Below are 18626 nucleotides of genomic sequence, written 5' to 3' on the forward strand. Positions count from 1 at the left end.
TTTTTTTGAGATTGAGGGCAGAACGTAGTTTGCCCGTAAAGGCAAACTTTATGTATTTTTGCTCTCATAGTTTTATTTCTATTTTTTTGAAAGGCAGACCGGTGAAGGGTTCTGCCTTTCTTTTTATTTACACCTAAAGATAGCATTTAATATATTGATTATCAAATAATTATAATTTTCCTGTTTTGGACCTTCCTTTTTTCTGCTCTTTAAGCGGTTTATAAAATGGAAGCTGTTCGAGCATATCCAGCCACTTTCTGCTCAATCCCCACAATTGCAGCCTTAGCTCAATTGCAGCAAACCTGCAACCCGCCTATATTTGTTCTTATCACCATGACCGAGCAATCACCCAATACCCATCGTAAAATTATCCATATTGATATGGATGCGTTTTACGCGTCGGTTGAGCAGCGGGATTTTCCGGAATACCGGGGTAAACCTTTGGTGGTGGGCGGTTTGCCCGAAGGCCGGGGAGGTGTGGTGGCTACCGCCAGTTACGAGGCCCGAAAATTTGGCATCCGTTCGGCAATGTCATCGAAAAAGGCATTACAGCTTTGCCCGCATGCTTTGTTTGTAAGGCCAAGGTTTAATGTATACCGGGAGGTATCACAGCATATCCGGGAGATCTTTAGCCGTTATACCGACCTGATAGAACCGCTCTCTTTAGATGAAGCTTTCCTGGATGTAACCAACGATAAGCAGGACATCGGCTCAGCCATTGAAATAGCCAAACTTATCAAACAGGCTATTAAGGACGAACTGCAGCTCACCGCATCGGCAGGAGTGTCTATCAATAAATTTGTAGCCAAAATAGCATCTGACATCAATAAGCCCGATGGCCTGAAGTTTATCGGACCATCAAGCATCGAAAACTTTATGGAGCAGCTGCCCGTCGAAAAATTCTTTGGTGTAGGTAAGGTGACCGCTCAAAAAATGAAACAGATGGGCCTGCACACCGGAGCCGATCTGAAACGAATGGAAGAAAGTGACCTTGTAAAACACTTTGGCAAGGTTGGCAAATTTTACTACCAGATAGTGCGCGGCATTGATAACCGCGAAGTGCAACCCCACCGCGAAACCAAATCACTGGGCGCCGAAGATACTTTCGCTTATGACCTGACAACTCTTGAGGAAATGGAGGCTGAACTGGATAAAATAGCGATCACGGTACATAACCGGCTGCTTAAATATGAATTGAAAGGCCGCACCATTACCCTCAAGGTAAAATACCACGATTTTAAACAGATCACCCGCAATCAATCCTTCCCCACACCGGTAAACGATCTGGAAACAATCAGCCATACGGCCAAACAATTGATGGCTGCCACAGGTGTTGATGATGTAAAAGTGCGGCTGTTGGGCATTTCGCTTTCAAACTTTGGCGAATTGCCGGTTAAGCAGCGGGATGATAAAGAGCTTGGGCCGGGAGATCAGTTGGAATTGGAGTTATAAAAACTTGGTTCTGCAGGGGCATGTTAACGATTGCCGAGACAGGTTTATCATTACCTGTTTTTTGTCATGAGTAGCGTTTAAATCCGGCGGGCTCTCAAAGCGAAATGACAAAAGAGGGCCTGTCACCCTGAGCCTGTCGAAGGGTCGCGCACAGAGGCCCAGCCCGCTATGCTTCGACAGGCTACCCATGACATAATAAATAAAGAATGTTCCCGTCAGCAGGTAAGCTTCGGATGAAAGCGGGCAGAACAATGGTGACCTTGAGCGCTGGAAGGGGCATAGCAAGTTTTTGCAGAAGCATTGGGAAAGCGCGAGCGTAGCGGGCAAAATAATTGCAGCCCGTGGTTCTGCCCGTTTTGCAGGGCAAAGGCCGGCGCGACGGGTTGTGGGGTGGGTGAGCGCAAAGAAGCCTATCTGCTGACTTGACTTTTTGGATACTTTTGTGTCAAGACAAAAGTATCTGGCCCCGCGCGGCCAAGAGCGCGACGATGTAAGTTCAATACCACTAAGCACCTTGTCTGCCTATAAGAGATTGCTTCGTAACTCAGCAATGACGTGGAGGAGATGTCATTGCTCCTTCAGAATCCAACGGATTTAAATCACTCAGCATGACACCCGTTTTTAATCATGTCACCCCTACTGCCCGAAGTCTTTGACTTTGGACCATTATATTTGTAGTTTGTAACTACAGGAAATGTTTTGGGTTCTGTCGTCTCAGACTGCAGGCATACTTAATTCGAAGTCAGAGACTTCGAACAGCACTTCTCTTTTTAGGTCAAAATGATATTTTAAATGATCGTCAATTCACCATCCTCCCCGCAATATCCACCGACCGCGCAAAAGGATTAAAAAACCTGTTGGCCAGTATAGCAAATTCACGACGGGTTACCGGCCGTTTCATATCAAAAGCAGAACTGAATTTATATTGATCTTTCCAGACCTTTTGCATGGCAATCTCCAAAGTATGCGGATCGGTTAGCGTAGTTTCGCTGATAAACGATAATAGGTTTCCTACCGTGAACACCGGGCCGGGCTTCTCTTTATTGAACCATAAAAAGCCCCGAGTATAAATCTCTTCCAGCGTTGGTTTGATTTCGGCTGTGGCAACTAAGGAATCAGGCTGAAATAACAAACGCGCGGTATTGCCATCTGCTTTTTGTACACCTTTTAATAACCCTGAAGCTCCTATCTGTTGCATGGCCCGGAAATACGGGTCGGTTGGTTTAATATCGGCAAAGGGCATGATCCAGGCTTTAAAGTCGAGCAGCTCGCCCTGGATTATCCGCACATTTAAGTTTTGCGTAGTGGTTTTAAAAAAGGCGCAATAGGCTGCGGTTGCACCGGCACCCTGTCCAATGGCCATTTGTACGGATGGGTACATGGTACTGGCATTTACCAGGTGCGTTACCGACATGGCTTTTTCCGTTACCAGTAAATTATCCAGATCTTTCAATACGATAGCTCCTAACGGCACTCCATAAGCAGGGAAAGGCGGGTAAATAACTTTCGGAGCATTGGCATCTGTATAATGCTGCCCCGGCGAGGCATCGCCAACGGCAATGGCTGTACGGTAAAGTTTTGATTCGCGGTCGTAAGGTTTGTACACATCATCCAGCATCATCCTCACCAAACCTTTTGTCGCGCGACCTGCCTCGCGCAAATATGGAAGATATGGCAAATGATCGGGGGTAGTAAAGTCTTCGTCCAAACCGAGGTTTTTGTAGCCCAGTTCGGTTTGCAGATAGTAGATCAATCCTAAAGTATGCAAGCGTGCTTTGGCATAAAAAGCTTCCCGGTTTTCCGGCTTTAAATTATCAGGGGCAACTGGGAACTGGTTTCCGCATTCGGCCCATTTGATCATGTATTTATCATTGGGCAGCCTGCCATCATCAAGCATTTTTTTAATATTCTTACCCTTAAGGCAAGTGTACGCCGCGGCATCATAGCCTTCGGGCCTGGCAATGGTCTTATCTGCCGCGGCACCAAAATCTTTCAAAATAACAATCCAGCTAAGGTCCTGCAACTGTGCCGATTCATTATCAGGCGCCAGGGCTTCGTTAGTTTGCTTTTTAGCCTCAAAACCATAAACGTAGGTTTCGCCTGCTTTGGCGGCCACATCACCGGTTTCGGTAGCATCAATAACTACTTTAGCTTTTACGGTAGCGGTTTTCCCGTCGAGGGTGATAGTTACATCCCAACCGGTGCCATCTCTTTTAATGCCTGTAAATGGGGTATTTAGTTTTACAGTGAGGTTTTTTACCGTATCGGTTATTTTTTTGAGGATAGCGGCCCCGGTATATGGTTCAAATCTTAGCGTAGCATTGTAAGCCGTATCATAACCCGGGGTTTTGCTATAAAAATCCCGCACCCTGCGCCTGAACTCGCCCCAGATGCCTGTTGGTAAATTGCGGTTACCTTCAACTATGCTCATCCCGCCAGCTGTCATGCTGCCGCCAAGCCAGGGGCTTTGTTCAACTAGCATGGTTTTCAGTTTGCTTCGTGCACCTTGTATTGCGGCTGCTGTTCCGCTTGCGCTTCCGCCTACAACTAATATGTCGGTTTTAATGGTTTGCGCAAAGGATAGCGTACAGTTAAAAACTAAAAGTACCGCCAGTAACTTTTTTATCATTAGTTAAATTAACAATCTACAGAACGCTAAAATAGGCCAAAAGCTTGTGGTAGTATAAAATAATGCCTAATTTAAATTTTTTTAACATTTATGATGACAGACGAACAAATGAAATACCCTATTGGGAAGTTTGCGCCCCCGGCTTCATACACTACCGAAGATATGCGCGGCTGGATTGAAGATATTGCTACCCTGCCGGGGAAGCTGCGTCATGCAATTGCCGGCCTTAATTACCAGGAACTGGATACGCCATACCGCACCGGCGGCTGGACACTACGCCAGGTGATTCACCATTTGGCCGATAGCCACATGAATTCCATTACCCGCTTTAAGCTTGCCCTTACTGAAAATAACCCAACTATAAAGCCATATGAAGAGGCCGACTGGGCATTGCTGCCAGATTACCGCCTGCCGGTTGAGCCATCATTAAAAATGCTGGAAGGCATCCATCAGCATTTTGTAGCCCTGTTTGAAAGTTTCACCGAAAACGAATGGGCACGCACATTTGTACATCCGGCCTCGGGCGAAACGATATCGCTGAAAAAAGGACTGGCCCTGTACGCATGGCACAGCAACCACCATTTGGCACATGTAACCGAAACGGTGAAGAAGTTTGCGAAGGTTTGATTTGAGGTGAAAGGATAAAGGTAAAAGGCGAAAGGTGTGTTTTACCGGAATCAAGTTTATGTTCCCTCAGGGTCTCTCTGCGAGAGGCTCTGAAGGGACGTTATGACGTAAATGTAAGTTATTGATTATCGGATGCGTTTTTTAATTGATTTATAAATATGGGCGTTGCCTGCGGCCCGGGCTGTACGCTCATACTGCACAAGGCCTTAGCCACAGGCCGGTATCCGCTCCCATCCCTAACGCAGCTCCATGCACCATCTTTAAATAAATTTCAAACGTCATTCCGATTTTTTACGGGGTTACGAACGAGCTAACTGAATATCTTTTAATCAATCGATTCAAAGGTTAACAGCGAATGCTGACCTGCGGTATGCAGGTCCCGCCATACCTGGTTAATTTCCGTATCGGGGTTGGCGGCAGATAAACCACAGTAGGTATAAAGCCTATCCACACTTTCGCGCGAAACTTTGGCCAGCTTCCGGCTCATTAAACTTACTTCCGGTAAGCCATTATTATCATCCGAGTCAAAGTTGTTCCATGAGTTATCAACAACCTCGTAAAATTCCGCACGGATTTCATTGAGTAAGGTGGTTTGATCGGCCAGTAATTGTTTAATGTATCTTTTTTGAGGGTTGGTTAAACGCGGGTTTTTCATCCGTTCATCAAACGCCGGTCCGCAGAGGTCAAGAAAATGAACAGCTAATCCCGAAAGGTTAGCGGCCAGCGTTGCTTCGGCTAATTGCAGAAAGGGGTAGCGATATAAAGGTTCGTTTACAACCGTATACTGCGGGTCGATCTTAAAACAACGATTTTTATCAACGTACAGGTCTTTTACTTCATAGGCATCACTTCCGGTGGCCATCATGCCAACGTACCTCCAGGCCGGTAAAACGCGTACATCTTTTTTATCAAAAATAAAAGGTAATATCAGTGGCTCACCATCATCATTCAAAACAGTTTCATCGCCTTTTTTAATGATGCAATTTGCAGTGATATGTGTGGCATGATGTGCACCGCTGGCATATTTCCAGGTACCGTTGATGATATAGCCATCTCCGCTAATGGTAGCTGTACCTGTTGATGCACCGCTACCTGCCAGGCACAATTGCGGATTGGTCATGATCTCTGCAGCTAAAGCCGGATCCAGAAATCCACCAAACCAACCTGCACCGGCACAAAGGGTCACAACCCAACCCAAACTGCCATTGGCCCAGGCCAAACTTTCTTCCAGTCGTACCATTTGCGGCAAGGCCAATTGCAAACCGGAATAAGCTTTCGGCACTAAAAATTTAAACCAGCCCTGTTCATAAATAAGCGCCAGCTGATCGGGCTGCAGCTTGCCGGCCTGCTCAGCTGCAGGAGCTGCTTTCCGGATGATATCTACCCATTCGGGTTTTAAATTTTGTGATGGATGCATTTTTTATTTAGCTTAAAGCTGAAAGCAAAAGGCTTAAAGCGTAACAGACAATACTCAATTTACCATCAGGATAACAAAAGATACTGACAGTATTTTGTCAGTGTTCAATTTTTGAAAAACGGGTGTTCAATGATTCGGCTCCTTAAAAACACAAAGTACTGATTACCAGAACCAAGGCGTTCAATTTGATTAAAATTGAATTTTAATCAATTCGTAAAGCATTGGTTATCAACCATGTTTATTTTTCAAAAAACGCCGGGTGTTTACACTTTTTAAAATTGAACACCTGGTACAACCTGGCCATTGAACATTCTTCCTAACCTCTAATCTCCAACCACCAACCGCTCTGCCTCGACTTGTTTCTTCCATTCAAAATAGCCCCATATCGCTATAATAAACAGGAAGATGGTGAGCATGGCAAACATAGGCAGCTTTTTGTAAAACAGAAGCGGCACCGCGAAGAAGTTGGAAATGTTCAAAAAAATCCAATTCTCCATTTTACGGCGTGCCAGCAACCACATACCTGCCCAGGCGGTAGAGGATACCAAAGCATCCCAGCCGGGCACGTTTGACGGTGTAAAATACTTAGCAGGTAGGTTTTTGATCATGTAATAAAATACCACCCCACCCACAATGCTGATCGCCAAACTTATTATCCATTCATTTTTGGTGGAGTAGGTAATTTTTACCGGAGGCTCGTTACGCTTCTTTATCCAGTAGATCCAGCCATAAACGCTCATTACAATGTAGTAGCCGTTCAGTACCGATTCGGCATATAAATGAACTTCCATCAGCAGAAATATCGAGATGGCCGTACCCAATATTCCTGCCGGGTACAACAATATGTTATTTACGCGGGCCAGCAGCACCTCGGTAACACCCAGCGCAACAGCAAGCCATTGCAGCCAGGTAGTTTCCTTTATTTGTTCAATGAACAGGTCGAGCCAGTGTTGCATATCCTAATTTTCAATTCGTGAAATTCGATCCAATTCGTAAAATTTGTTTCGATATAAAATTAGTGCCCATTAAAATCCCAGACTCAACGATGCCATAAAGTTCCGGGGCGCCTGCGGGAAGTAATAGTTGTAGTTAATTACATGTCCTCCTTCAATATCCGGGTAGGTAGCCCCATTATTTTCATACTTCTCGCTGAAGATATTATTAACCTGCAAGCCTATAGTTATGTTTTTAACTGAGCGAACACTGAAGCTGTACCTCAGCCTCACATCGTTCACAAAAAAGCTGTTCAGCAAACGGTTGGCGGCATAAGGATTAGCGGCATTATCGGGTGCTATGCCAAAACCTTCGGGATTATGGTTCATGGTATTATCTAAATATTGCTTACCCACATATTTGCTGATGAAGGCAATTTCTCCGCCTTTAACAGGACTGTAACTGATTACGCTTGAACCTGTGAAAGACGGCGAATAGGCAATATCTGTTTTGGCAAAAGTTTCTTCAACCAGCGAGCCATCGTCATAATTAGAGAAAAACTGGTGATAGTTTTTAATCTTGTTAGTACTGAGCGTTGCGGTAGCGCTCCAGTTTAACTGATCAGTGATTTTCACTTTTCCGCTGAATTCCAAACCCGCGCGGTAGCTGTCCTTTACGTTGGTACGCACCGGGCTGCCTACATCATTCAATGAGCCGGTTAATACCAGTTGATTTTTATATAGCATGTAGAAACCATTCAACTCCCCGCTAAAAACAGGTGAGCTGAAGCGGTAGCCGGCCTCAAAATCTTTCAGGTTTTCTGGTTTCGGCCGGTTTTGCGGAGGCGAGTCGACATAATCATCGCGGTTGGGCTCATGGTTGCCCACCGCAAAGGAGGCATACACATTACTGTGCTCATTAAACTGGTAAGTAACACCTGCTTTAGGGTTAAAGAAGTTTAACTGCGCTGTTTGCTGCGCATTGTTAAGGTTTTTGTCGATACCGAAGAACGAATAATTAATGTGGCGGTATTGCATATCGGCATACAACAAAAATTTATCTACATGCCATTCGGCACGGCCAAAAATGTTAAAATCTTTCTTTTTGGCATCATCCCGATAGTATTGATAGTTAGGACCAACGCCTATACTTTCTTCGGCAGAAATAATATTACCATAATGCGCACCTTTATATTCATTGTAGGCGCCACCAAGATTGAAGTTCAGTTTGGTAGTAGGCTGATATTTTAAGGCATAAGTAACACCATAAAAATCATTATTAAGCCACAGCCTGCGAACAAGATTAGTGGTTGAAATAGTATCGGTACCATAAATAACAGGTGATAAACCATAATTACTTACCGCATCACCTTTCCTGTACTCTTCGTAATAACCTTCGCCATGAGTGTAATGCAGGGCCCCGCTGAACGACAGTTTATCCGAAAACTTTTTATCGTACAGTAACTGGTAATGGTTTTGCAGGTAATCGTCAACCTGGTCTTTATAAAAGGTTCCGTTACCCATATCTCCCAATTCGTTATAAGTGCGGTTATCCGGGCGGGTATCATCACCTATTACATAATCGGCCACGCCGTTCCAGGCCTGGTAGGTACGCTCATGGCCCGAGAATACATTAAGCCTCAAGGTGCTGTTATCACCATAGTAAGCACCGCTCACAAAAAAAGATTTCAGACGGGATGATGCACGGGCGATGTACCCATCAGATCGAATGCGCGATAACCTCCCGTCGATACTAAACCTGCCGCCAAGCAGACCTGTCCCTACACTTACGGTGTTTTTTAGTGAACCGTATGAACCTGCTGAGTTATCGAGCTGAGCATAGGCGGTGTCCCTGCGGGTAGCGGTTTGTACATTGATACTACCGCCAAAGGCACCTGCGCCATTGGTTGAAGTACCCACACCACGCTGGATTTGCAGGGTGTTGATAGATGATGCAAAATCGGGCAGATCGACAAAATATGCGCCCTGGCTTTCAGCATCATTTAAAGGAATGCCGTTAACGGTTACGTTAATACGCGATGCGTCCGACCCGCGGATCCGGATCCCTGTATAACCTATACCTGTACCTGCATCCGAGTTGATTACCACTGATGGCGTTTGATTTAACAAATAAGGCAGGTCCTGACCAAAGTTGTTTTTTTCGAGATCTTTTTTGCTGAGGTTAGTGAATGCTGTAGGTGAGTTTTTACCTGCACGGGTAGCTGTTACAGTAACCTCATCAGCAGTAAATGTACTGCCGCCCAATAAAAAGTTGATTGATTGATTAGCAGCAAGTGTAACACTTTTGGTTAAAGGTTGATAGCCGATATAGCTGACTTTAACGGTATAATTGCCTTTTTTCAGATCGTTAAAACTATACTTACCTGCAGCGTCTGTAATAGTGCTTTGCTGCGGGTTTAAAATAGTGATAGTTGCGCCGGGCAATGCTTCGCCGGATTGATTGGTTACTTTCCCCGAAATGGAAAGCTGGGCCGATGCCATAACAGGCAACAACAGGGCCATAACAGCCACAAATAAATTTTTCAAAATGTTGTAACAAAAATTGAGTTAAACCATCTGCGCGCCAGGGTAACGCGGCAGTACACTTAACTTATTTACCTTTATCCCTCCGCCGGCATTATCCGGATCAGGTGTGGGGGGAAGTCGTGAGCCGGAAGTCGTTAGTCCAAAGTCGCTTTGACTTAAGGCTTAAAACTTAGTACTTATTGACTTACTCCCTGGGTATGATCTCAGCCCGTCTTTCAGTTTGGTAAAACAATCTGCAGTTTGTTTTGCAACCAAAGCAAGGCACCCCTTGAGAATTATTGAGGCAAAGATAGGATTTAAGTCCGAAAGTCAATGGTCAGGAAGTCCGAAAGCTGAATATCTGCACTCAAAAGCCAGTAAGCCTATAGATTATGCAGAAAGAATACTGTTACTTTCGGACTTTCCGACTTTCGGACTTCCAGACTTCCAACTAAAACCCTACTTTTGCAGACTTTTATAAAACATTGTTATGCTTAGAACTCATACCTGCGGCGAATTAAATATCAGCCATTTAGGCCAAACCGTTACTTTATGCGGTTGGGTACAAAAATCGCGCGATTTGGGCGGTACCACTTTTATCGATGTGCGCGACCGTTATGGTTTAACCCAATTGATATTTAACACAGATACAGATGCTACCCTGCGCGAAAAAAGCCGCGGGCTTGGTCGTGAGTTTGTGATCAAAGTTACCGGTGATGTAATTGAACGGGCCAGCAAGAATACCAAAATCCCAACCGGCGAAATTGAAATTGCCGTTACTGATATTGAAGTGCTTAATGCCGCCAAGCTGCCGCCGTTCCTGATTGAGGACGAAACCGATGGCGGCGAGGAACTGCGTGCCAAATATCGCTACCTCGACCTGCGCCGTAACCCTATCCGCAACAACCTGGTACTTCGCCATAAGATGGCGCAGGAAGTGCGTAAATATTTAGATAAGCTTGATTTCATCGAAGTTGAAACCCCGGTACTGATCAAATCGACTCCAGAAGGCGCGCGTGACTTTGTGGTGCCAAGCCGCATGAACGCAGGTGAATTTTACGCCCTCCCGCAATCGCCCCAAACTTTTAAGCAATTATTGATGGTAAGCGGCTTTGACCGTTATTTCCAGATCGTAAAATGTTTCAGGGATGAGGACTTACGTGCCGACCGCCAACCTGAATTTACGCAGATCGACTGTGAACTTTCATTTGTAAGCCAGGAAGATATTCTGAATATATTTGAAGGCCTTACCCGTCACCTGTTCAAAACTGTAAAAGGTATTGATTTGGTTGAACTGCCGCGCATGTTGTATTCAGATGCTATGCGTTTATACGGATCTGACAAACCCGACCTGCGGTTTGGGATGGAGTTTGTTGAGCTGAATGACATTGTTAAAGGCAAAGGATTTAGCATTTTTGACAATGCAGAACTGGTTGTTGGCGTCAACGCCAAAGGCTGCGCAGGTTATACCCGTAAACAGGTTGATGAGCTTACCGAGTGGTTAAAACGCCCGCAAATCGGTGTAACCGGCATGATATACTGCCGTTACAATGAGGATGGTACTCTGAAGTCATCAGTCGATAAATTCTATAATGAAGATGAGCTGACCAACTGGGCCGCTGCTTTCAATGCCGAAAAAGGCGATTTAATGCTGATCCTGGCCGGTGGTGCCGATAAAGTACGCAAACAACTGAATGAGCTACGTTTGGAAATGGGCAACCGTTTAGGCCTGCGCGATAAAAATACTTTTGCACCACTATGGGTTGTTGACTTCCCGTTGCTGGAGTGGGACGAAGAAAGTGGCCGTTATCATGCTATGCACCATCCGTTCACCTCGCCAAAACCCGAAGACATTGCCATGCTGGATACCGAACCGGGAGCTGTACGTGCCAATGCTTATGATTTGGTGATCAACGGTACCGAAATTGGTGGTGGCTCTATCCGGATCCACGACCGCGGCTTGCAATCATTGATGTTCAAGCACCTTGGTTTCTCGCCGGAGGAAGCACAAAAACAGTTTGGCTTTTTGATGGATGCTTTTGAATATGGAGCACCTCCGCATGGTGGTATTGCTTTTGGTTTCGATCGTTTGGCATCGATATTTGCAGGTTTGGATTCAATTCGCGATGTGATCGCATTTCCTAAAAATAATTCGGGCCGCGATGTGATGATCGATTCACCATCAACCATTGCCGAAGCACAAATGACCGAACTAAAAATAAAAACAACGGTTTAACCAACCCAAAACATACACTGAGCCTCCTTTATTGCAAAGGGGGCTTTTATTTGGCCAACCCTCATGAAAAAATACGTTCTATTGCTAAGCGCGGTTATTATTACACTGATGATGTCATGTGATAACTCAGCGAAATTAAACCGTGCTAAACAAGCCCAAACAGATGATTCGCTGATACGCGTTTACCTGAAGGCCAACCCGCAGATCAAAGTGCAGAAACACCCCTCCGGTATTTATTACCAGGTTTTATCCGAAGGCAAGGGGAGAAATCCTAACGAAAATTCGTTGGTCACTGTAAATTATACCGCAGCGCTGTTAAATGATATGGTGGTTGATAAAGCAAGCGGTTTTTCAAGCTCGTTAGACCGTTTGATTAAAGGCTGGCAAATAGGCATCCCGTTGGTAAAAGCGGGCGGCACCGTATTGCTCATTGTACCCTCGGGCCTCGCCTATGGTGCCAATGGCGTAGGCCGCATCCCCGAAAATTCGGTATTGGTGTTCACCGTCGATTTAACAGAATTTAACTAATCTTCCCAAAATAAGTTCAATTATTGTAGCGTTCTGTAGCTTTTGCGCGTCAAATTAATCCAAACAGAACTATTAACTAATGAAGAAATTTCTATTATTCGTATTCGCCCCATTGGTGATCCTCACCTCGTGCTCAAAAGACAAATTCGATGCCTCAAAACAGGCAGCCACGGATGATGCCGCTATTAAAGCTTATATCGGTACTGACACTGCTTTTCATACTACTGCTGATGGCTCTGGTGTTTATTACAAGATAGTAATCCAGGGAACAGGTGCAAATCCAACCATTAAATCGACTGTTAAAGTAACTTATACCGGCAAACTATTGGATGGAACTACATTTGACTCGGGCACCATTAACCAAAGCCTGCAGGGCCTTATCAAGGGTTGGCAATCGGGCCTGCCGTATGTAAAAACCGGCGGTCGGATTATTTTGGTGATCCCCTCAAGAGAAGGCTACGGCAATAGTGCGGCCGGAAGCATCCCCGCAAATTCGGTTTTGGTATTTACAATTGATCTGCTTAGTTTTAGTTGATTTAACTAATGCTATAGAAAAACCTTGCTGGTATGGTTTTTACTGCCGGCATGATGTGCTAAACACGGCAACCGGTACTCATACCGGATCAAGCGCCAATAACGAAGGCTATCCCATAAAGATGGTCTTCATTTTTTAATTTCCACGGTAAAAATACCTTTTACCTTTCGCCTTTAACCTTTCACCTCCAAAAACTATCTTTGTACTGTGAGTGAGAAAACCATCCTAAAACTGCAGTTGCCTACCGATCCGCTTTGGGTTAAAAACGTGGTAGAGAGCAATATTGAAGAAATTTTGACCGATCATGCTTTTTGTGAACAAAAGGCTGCCAGCAATGCCATTACCCTTATTGTTCAAAACCCAAACCTGAGCGAATTGGTACAGGAAATGGCCCTGCTGGTGCAGGAAGAAATGGATCATTTTAAACGCGTACATGATATTATATTGGAACGCGGTTATATTCTCGGCCGCGAGCGGAAGGACAACTATGTGAACGAGCTCAGAAAATTTATCATCACCGGCGGAGGCCGCGAAGCCCAGCTAATTGACAGGCTGCTGTTTTCGGCCATGATAGAGGCCAGGAGCTGCGAACGCTTCAAAGTGCTGTCCGAAAATATTAATGATGAACAACTGGCAACTTTTTACCACGAACTAATGGTAAGCGAAGCAACCCACTACTCTATGTTTATTCGGCTGGCCAAAAAATACGCTGAAGAAATTGATGTTGAAGCCCGCTGGAAACAATTTCTGGAGTATGAAGCCCAGGTAATTCAGAACTACGGTAAAGGTGAAACTATTCATGGGTAAGTTTTGAGTCTGAATCGAAGCTTTGACGTGTTGACCTGTACGCTTTACTTACTACTTAAACTACAGACTTTTAAGTTAAGACTGTTCATGGCCTTTCCGCTGTTTTTTTAAATACCCGGGGCCAGTGCAAATATGGCGTAAGCAAGCGCGAACCTGCTGCTATTGATATTAGAATTAATATTAATGAGCGCAATATTTCATTTTACTGCAAAAACCGGGTTTTTGGTTTACGGAAAAGTGATTACCAGCATACCGGCATCGGCATAAACAACACCAAACAGCGCCTGGACATTGATATCCTGGCAGGCATTTGTTCAATATAAGCAGCCTGAATAATGAGTATATTGTTCAACTTACTTTACAAACTTAAATTATGGTGCTTAAATGTATAGCCATTGATGATGAACCGCTGGCCTTAAGGCTTATAAGCGAATATGTATCACGCTTCCCGGCATTGCAAATGGTTAATACTTTTGAAGATGCTATAACCGGCGCCGAATTTTTAAAAAACACCCCAATAGATCTTCTTTTTGTTGATATCAACATGCCCGATGTTACCGGCATTGACCTTGTGCGCTCTTTGCAGACTAAACCCATGGTAATATTTACTACCGCCTATAAAAAGTTTGCGTATGAGGGTTTTGAACTGGAAGCGATTGATTATATTTTAAAACCGATAGATATTAAACGCTTCACCAAAGCTGTTGAAAAGGCGTTTGATTACTACAAGTACAAAAACAAGCCCACCGACGACGAAACTGACGAAAGCCTGTATGTATACTCCGAATACCGCATGGTTAAAATAGATCTGGATACTATTGAATATATTGAAAGTATGGAGGATTATATCAAGATCCATATCACTAATGATAAAACCATCCTTACGCTGATACCCATGAAAAAGGTATTGGAGAAATTGCCCTCCGCCAAATTTCAGCGCATTCACCGCAGCTATATCGTACCTGTCAACAAGATCCGGTCTATTCAAAATCGTAAGGTGCGGCTTACAAATGTTGAGCTGCCGGTAAGCGAAAGCTATAATGATTTTGCACGCAACTGGTCGAAACAGAAGTAAAATGAATGCAATTATCATGATTGGCTTATCAATAACAATTAATCAACTGGCTTTTATATAATGACTTTAACAGAGAATAAAACCAGGCAACATATCCAGCAGGTTGATTATATCAGGGCAATAGCTTCATTGGCGGTAGCTTTGTTTCATCTTGGCGGCAAATCATTACCCGGCCTGCACTACGGCTGGCTGGGCGTTCAAATGTTTTTCCTGTTGTCAGGCTTTATAATTTGCTGGGCTATTCCTGAAAATTATAGCTGGGCCTTATTCCCCAAGTACATTTTAAAAAGAATAGCACGCATTGAGCCGCCTTACATAGCCTCCATATTATTAACCATTTTGGCCGGGTATTTATTAAACACAAATTATCGGCCCGATATCAGTAACATATTAACCCACTTAGCTTATATCAACAATTTTACTGGTCGCCCATACCTAAACCCCGTTTACTGGACGCTGGGGATTGAGTTGCAATATTACCTGTTCATCGGCGTTTTCTTTCCAATTATTATAAAAAAATGGGGCGCCATCTCCCTGCCCCTGATTTGCTTATTGCCTTTATTTATACCCGTACCCGGATCAACACTGTTAAACGTTTTTCCTTTTTTTGCTCTTGGGATATTATATTACCTGTACCTGACAGGTAAAAAGGGGGTAGCTGAGGTTTTGATATATGGCGTAGCTGTAACTGCCATTGGTTTATATGGTGCGGGGTGGCTTCCTATGGCTGCCGGCCTTCTGGCACTTGTCCTTTTAATACTGCCGTTAAAACGCTATCCGGTTATTGCGTTTTTTTCCAAAATCTCTTTTTCGCTATACCTTACCCATGATGTTGTTGGGAGCAGTCTTGTAGCTTTTATGGGTATGCACCTGCCAAAAACATTTGGATTCAGGGCGTTTGAATTTTTAACAGGCATTGCTGTGAGTATCAGTTTTGCTTACCTGTTTTATCGCCTGGTGGAGCTGCCCTGTTTACGGTTATCCAAACGGATCAGATACTGATTAACTGGTTATTTACAGGCGTTTAAACTATTTTCCACTCCTTTTACATTCACCAATACAAAAGCGCTATTCATCGATACATTATTGATAAAAACCGGCTTTGCCCCCATATTTATATCATAAACCAATTATAACCCCATAAATGGTTTATTAATACCCCTTTTCATAATAGTTGCGATAGTAGCGTCTGTATGTTAGTAGTTACATGCAGGCGCTTTTTTAAAAACAGTATTCCGTTGGAAGCAAAAAAGTTACTCCCCCTAATCAGCCTTTTTTTTTTCTTTTTATCAGTTCGCAAAACAAACGCGCAAAGCCTTGGCGATCCTGTGGTGAGCATTACCGAGATATTCCGTCAGGAATATATTACTATATAATAGATTTAAAGAATTGGAATTTAATGAGCGGCTGGGTGATGGTGGTTTATTAGTCCATGGCCAATAGTCGATAGTCCATGGTAAATGTGACAGAAATGAGGCTTTGACTTCTACAGGTGACTTTTAACTTCAAGAGCTATGGACTATTGACCATCGTCTATGGACTTCATCCCCGCTACATTCAGCAAATAATTATCCATCATATCAATATCCACCACATCATTTAAAAAACCGATATGCATATCCGGGCGTATGATGAGGGCTTTCTTTTGGTTTTCTTTGATGGCGAAAGCATCGAAAATGTGTTGATTTTTTGTTGAAGGCGGCAGGTAAAAAAAGTTGAGACTGGCCCCATAGTTTTGGGTTATCCATTTGGCGATGGTAAACAGGTCGAGCTCTTTGAGCTTGCCTAAACAGATGAGCGTAAAACCCGGTTTACTGCACCATTCATGCAGGTCGGTTTCCACCTCCCGTTTTTCGTCGAACACTTTGAGATAAGGAAGCCTGTCGCCTGCTTTGATCTGGCTGGCATGGCTTAAGTTAAGGTTTATGGCGCTATCGCGATAGGAGATACCGGTTTGCGATACCCGTTTAAAAAAGGCTTCGCGAAGGCTGGGCTTCCTCCATACCCATTTTAAAACAACAGGCAGCAAATATTTCTTTAATAAGTTAATGAACCAGTTACGCGACAGGATCATTTTAAAGATCCGGTCGGTAGTATTGAGCAATTCTTTTGCTACAGGCATCCTTTCCTGCGCATAGCTATCTAACACCGATACCTTAAGCTGGTTATTAACCACACCTGCCAGTTTCCAGGCCAGGTTATAGGCGTCCTGCAAACCGGTATTCATCCCCTGGCCGCCAACCGGCGAGTGGATATGCGCGGCATCGCCAATTAAAAAGCAGCGCTGCTTCCTGAATTTATCGGCCATGCGGTGATGCAGGCGGTAGGTAGTGAACCAGTTGGTATGTTCAACAATGATCTGTTGTTGGGTTACATCCCGCAAATGCGGTAACACCTCTTCAATTTGAAGCTCGTCTTTTTTATCAAACTCATCGGGCAGGTTGCCTACCACACGATAGCTCCGTTCATCGGGCATGGGGAAAAAGCCCGCGAAACCTTTTTTTGAGAGGAACAGGTTAACCTTATCGCCAAAGTCGGAGTCTATTTTTATATCGGCCAAATAAAATTGGTGCTGGTAGGTATCCCCATTAAAAGGAATATTCAGTTGCTTGCGCACAGTGCTATGGGCACCATCTGCCGCAACCAGCCAATCGCAGGTAATGGTTTCTTTATCCTCGCCGCTTTGCAGTTTCAGTGTTACCTTATCAGCATCCTGGCTTAGTGACAGCAACGATGTGTTCCAGTATACCGGGCAGCAGTTGAGGGTAATAAAATCCAGCAATAACCGCTCGTTTTTGCTCTGCGGGTACATCTGGATAAATGGAAAAGCCGTTTGCATTTCGCCAACATTGGCAAGCGAAAGACTGGCAACCTCTTCACCGTCCTGGTTAAACTGTACACCTCCTCCCCGTTTACCATCATTGAGCACTTTATCGACAATGCCCATCTGCCGATAAATCTCCATAGACCGTGCCTGAACTGCAAGCGCCTTTGAATGGGTGGTTGGTCCCTGCTTGCTATCAACAATTACCGGCTGCACACCATAGCGCAAAAGCTGGGCGGCCATCATCAAACCTGACGGACCGGCGCCTACTATTACAACCGGGGTATGCTGCTGGCTTATGGTCATTTATTGCCGTGATAGAGTAAAAAGATGGTTGGGCGCTTGTGCAGGTCAGGCACTTTCTTTTGCCATTCGGCAATGGTTTTAGTTTGCACAAACTCAGTTGCGGAGGTCAGGTCGCGGGCTATACAAAGCTTGGTTTTGGGATTGCCTGTTTTCAGGATCTCCTCAAGCATGGGGTTATTGCGGAAAGGTGTTTCGATAAATAGCTGGGTTTGATCAAGCTTTATGGCTGTGCTTTCCAGCTCTTTGATCTTTTTAGCACGAAGCACTTTATCAATAGGCAGATAGCCGTGAAATGCAAAACTTTGTCCGCTGAAGCCTGAAGCCATCAGCGCCAGCAAAATAGAACTTGGGCCAACCAGGGGTACAACCTTAATGCCCATGCGGTGGGCTTTATCCACAATCTCGGCACCGGGATCAGCAACACCGGGACAGCCGGCTTCACTCATCAAACCCACATCATTACCTGCTTGCAGGCCTTTAAAAAAGTCAGCCTTACCCATGTCGCGGTTATGCTTGCCATAATCATGGATCAAAAGCTCGCTTTGCGGGGTTTTCAAGCCGGCCTCTTTTAAAAAGCGACGGGCGGTTTTTTCATTCTCCACGATGTACTCCTTGATACTGTTTATGGTATCAGTAAGGTATGGTGTAAATGATTTTGCAGCCGCGTCATCGGCCAGCGGTACGGGAATTAAATAAAGGGTTCCATAGGGCATATTGCAAAGTTGGTGTTTT

At 44.5% G+C, this 18626-nt stretch carries 14 protein-coding genes and 1 riboswitch; of the genes, 8 read left to right on the forward strand and 6 right to left on the reverse strand.

The annotated features are described in order from the left end of the window. The first annotated feature begins 333 nt into the window (after positions 1–333). The gene (gene dinB / locus BLP33_RS19015; RefSeq protein WP_090532825.1) at positions 334–1452 is read left to right on the forward strand and encodes a DNA polymerase IV; all 1119 of its coding nucleotides are present in this window, start codon (positions 334–336) and stop codon (positions 1450–1452) included. Positions 1453–2251: 799 nt separating this feature from the next. Here dinB and BLP33_RS19020 read toward each other — a convergent pair. Further along, entirely contained in the window at positions 2252–4081 is a 1830-nt protein-coding gene (locus tag BLP33_RS19020) for an FAD-dependent oxidoreductase (protein WP_090532078.1), read from the reverse strand. A 90-nt stretch (positions 4082–4171) separates the two neighbouring features. Between BLP33_RS19020 and BLP33_RS19025 the strand changes: the two genes are divergently transcribed. After that, on the forward strand, positions 4172–4708 hold the full coding sequence (locus tag BLP33_RS19025; RefSeq protein ID WP_090532080.1) for a YfiT family bacillithiol transferase: 537 nt from the start codon (positions 4172–4174) through the stop codon (positions 4706–4708). 325 nt (positions 4709–5033) lie between these two features. Here the strand turns inward: BLP33_RS19025 and BLP33_RS19030 are convergent, their stop codons facing one another. From BLP33_RS19030 to BLP33_RS19040, 3 genes are all read right to left on the reverse strand, one after another. After that, the gene (locus BLP33_RS19030; RefSeq protein ID WP_090532082.1) at positions 5034–6125 is read right to left on the reverse strand and encodes an acyl-CoA dehydrogenase family protein; all 1092 of its coding nucleotides are present in this window, start codon (positions 6123–6125) and stop codon (positions 5034–5036) included. A 323-nt stretch (positions 6126–6448) separates the two neighbouring features. Then, entirely contained in the window at positions 6449–7081 is a 633-nt protein-coding gene (pnuC, locus tag BLP33_RS19035) for a nicotinamide riboside transporter PnuC (protein WP_090532084.1), read from the reverse strand. 69 nt (positions 7082–7150) lie between these two features. Then, entirely contained in the window at positions 7151–9604 is a 2454-nt protein-coding gene (locus BLP33_RS19040; protein ID WP_354484617.1) for a TonB-dependent receptor, read from the reverse strand. Between the two features lie 60 nt (positions 9605–9664). Next, a riboswitch (TPP riboswitch) is annotated at positions 9665–9883 on the reverse strand. Between the two features lie 190 nt (positions 9884–10073). Here BLP33_RS19040 and aspS point away from each other — a divergent pair. From aspS to BLP33_RS19070, 6 genes are all read left to right on the forward strand, one after another. Further along, positions 10074–11819: an aspartate--tRNA ligase gene (gene aspS, locus BLP33_RS19045; RefSeq protein ID WP_090532086.1), complete on the forward strand. Its 1746-nt coding sequence runs from the start codon at positions 10074–10076 to the stop codon at positions 11817–11819. 63 nt (positions 11820–11882) lie between these two features. After that, positions 11883–12347, forward strand: coding sequence for an FKBP-type peptidyl-prolyl cis-trans isomerase (locus BLP33_RS19050; RefSeq protein WP_090532088.1), 465 nt, complete (start codon positions 11883–11885; stop codon positions 12345–12347). Positions 12348–12426: 79 nt separating this feature from the next. Next, positions 12427–12882 (forward strand): FKBP-type peptidyl-prolyl cis-trans isomerase, encoded by a 456-nt coding sequence (locus BLP33_RS19055; RefSeq protein WP_090532090.1) that lies wholly within the window; start codon positions 12427–12429, stop codon positions 12880–12882. Between the two features lie 207 nt (positions 12883–13089). Next, positions 13090–13689: a MiaE family protein gene (locus tag BLP33_RS19060; protein ID WP_208057661.1), complete on the forward strand. Its 600-nt coding sequence runs from the start codon at positions 13090–13092 to the stop codon at positions 13687–13689. Between the two features lie 373 nt (positions 13690–14062). After that, on the forward strand, positions 14063–14764 hold the full coding sequence (locus BLP33_RS19065) for a LytR/AlgR family response regulator transcription factor (protein ID WP_090532092.1): 702 nt from the start codon (positions 14063–14065) through the stop codon (positions 14762–14764). Positions 14765–14824: 60 nt separating this feature from the next. Next, complete coding sequence (locus BLP33_RS19070) at positions 14825–15766, forward strand: acyltransferase family protein (RefSeq protein WP_090532094.1); 942 nt, start codon at positions 14825–14827, stop codon at positions 15764–15766. A gap of 517 nt (positions 15767–16283) precedes the next feature. Here the strand turns inward: BLP33_RS19070 and BLP33_RS19080 are convergent. After that, positions 16284–17894, reverse strand: coding sequence for an FAD-dependent oxidoreductase (locus BLP33_RS19080; protein ID WP_090532099.1), 1611 nt, complete (start codon positions 17892–17894; stop codon positions 16284–16286). Then, complete coding sequence (locus BLP33_RS19085; protein WP_090532101.1) at positions 17891–18607, reverse strand: SAM-dependent methyltransferase; 717 nt, start codon at positions 18605–18607, stop codon at positions 17891–17893. The genes BLP33_RS19080 and BLP33_RS19085 overlap by 4 nt, the downstream gene beginning before the upstream one ends. Positions 18608–18626 lie beyond the last annotated feature (19 nt).

Origin of the sequence: Mucilaginibacter sp. NFR10 (assembly GCF_900100445.1) — a bacterium.
Lineage (GTDB): Bacteria > Bacteroidota > Bacteroidia > Sphingobacteriales > Sphingobacteriaceae > Mucilaginibacter > Mucilaginibacter rubeus.

Excerpts from the sequence above, each read along its gene's own strand:
- dinB (WP_090532825.1), top strand. The coding sequence starts at position 334 with ATGACCGAGCAATCACCCAATACCCATCGTAAAATTATCCATATTGAT.
- BLP33_RS19020 (WP_090532078.1), bottom strand. The coding sequence starts at position 4,081 with ATGATAAAAAAGTTACTGGCGGTACTTTTAGTTTTTAACTGTACGCTA.
- BLP33_RS19025 (WP_090532080.1), top strand. The coding sequence starts at position 4,172 with ATGATGACAGACGAACAAATGAAATACCCTATTGGGAAGTTTGCGCCC.
- BLP33_RS19030 (WP_090532082.1), bottom strand. The coding sequence starts at position 6,125 with ATGCATCCATCACAAAATTTAAAACCCGAATGGGTAGATATCATCCGG.
- pnuC (WP_090532084.1), bottom strand. The coding sequence starts at position 7,081 with ATGCAACACTGGCTCGACCTGTTCATTGAACAAATAAAGGAAACTACC.
- aspS (WP_090532086.1), top strand. The coding sequence starts at position 10,074 with ATGCTTAGAACTCATACCTGCGGCGAATTAAATATCAGCCATTTAGGC.
- BLP33_RS19050 (WP_090532088.1), top strand. The coding sequence starts at position 11,883 with ATGAAAAAATACGTTCTATTGCTAAGCGCGGTTATTATTACACTGATG.
- BLP33_RS19055 (WP_090532090.1), top strand. The coding sequence starts at position 12,427 with ATGAAGAAATTTCTATTATTCGTATTCGCCCCATTGGTGATCCTCACC.
- BLP33_RS19065 (WP_090532092.1), top strand. The coding sequence starts at position 14,063 with ATGGTGCTTAAATGTATAGCCATTGATGATGAACCGCTGGCCTTAAGG.
- BLP33_RS19070 (WP_090532094.1), top strand. The coding sequence starts at position 14,825 with ATGACTTTAACAGAGAATAAAACCAGGCAACATATCCAGCAGGTTGAT.
- BLP33_RS19080 (WP_090532099.1), bottom strand. The coding sequence starts at position 17,894 with ATGACCATAAGCCAGCAGCATACCCCGGTTGTAATAGTAGGCGCCGGT.
- BLP33_RS19085 (WP_090532101.1), bottom strand. The coding sequence starts at position 18,607 with ATGCCCTATGGAACCCTTTATTTAATTCCCGTACCGCTGGCCGATGAC.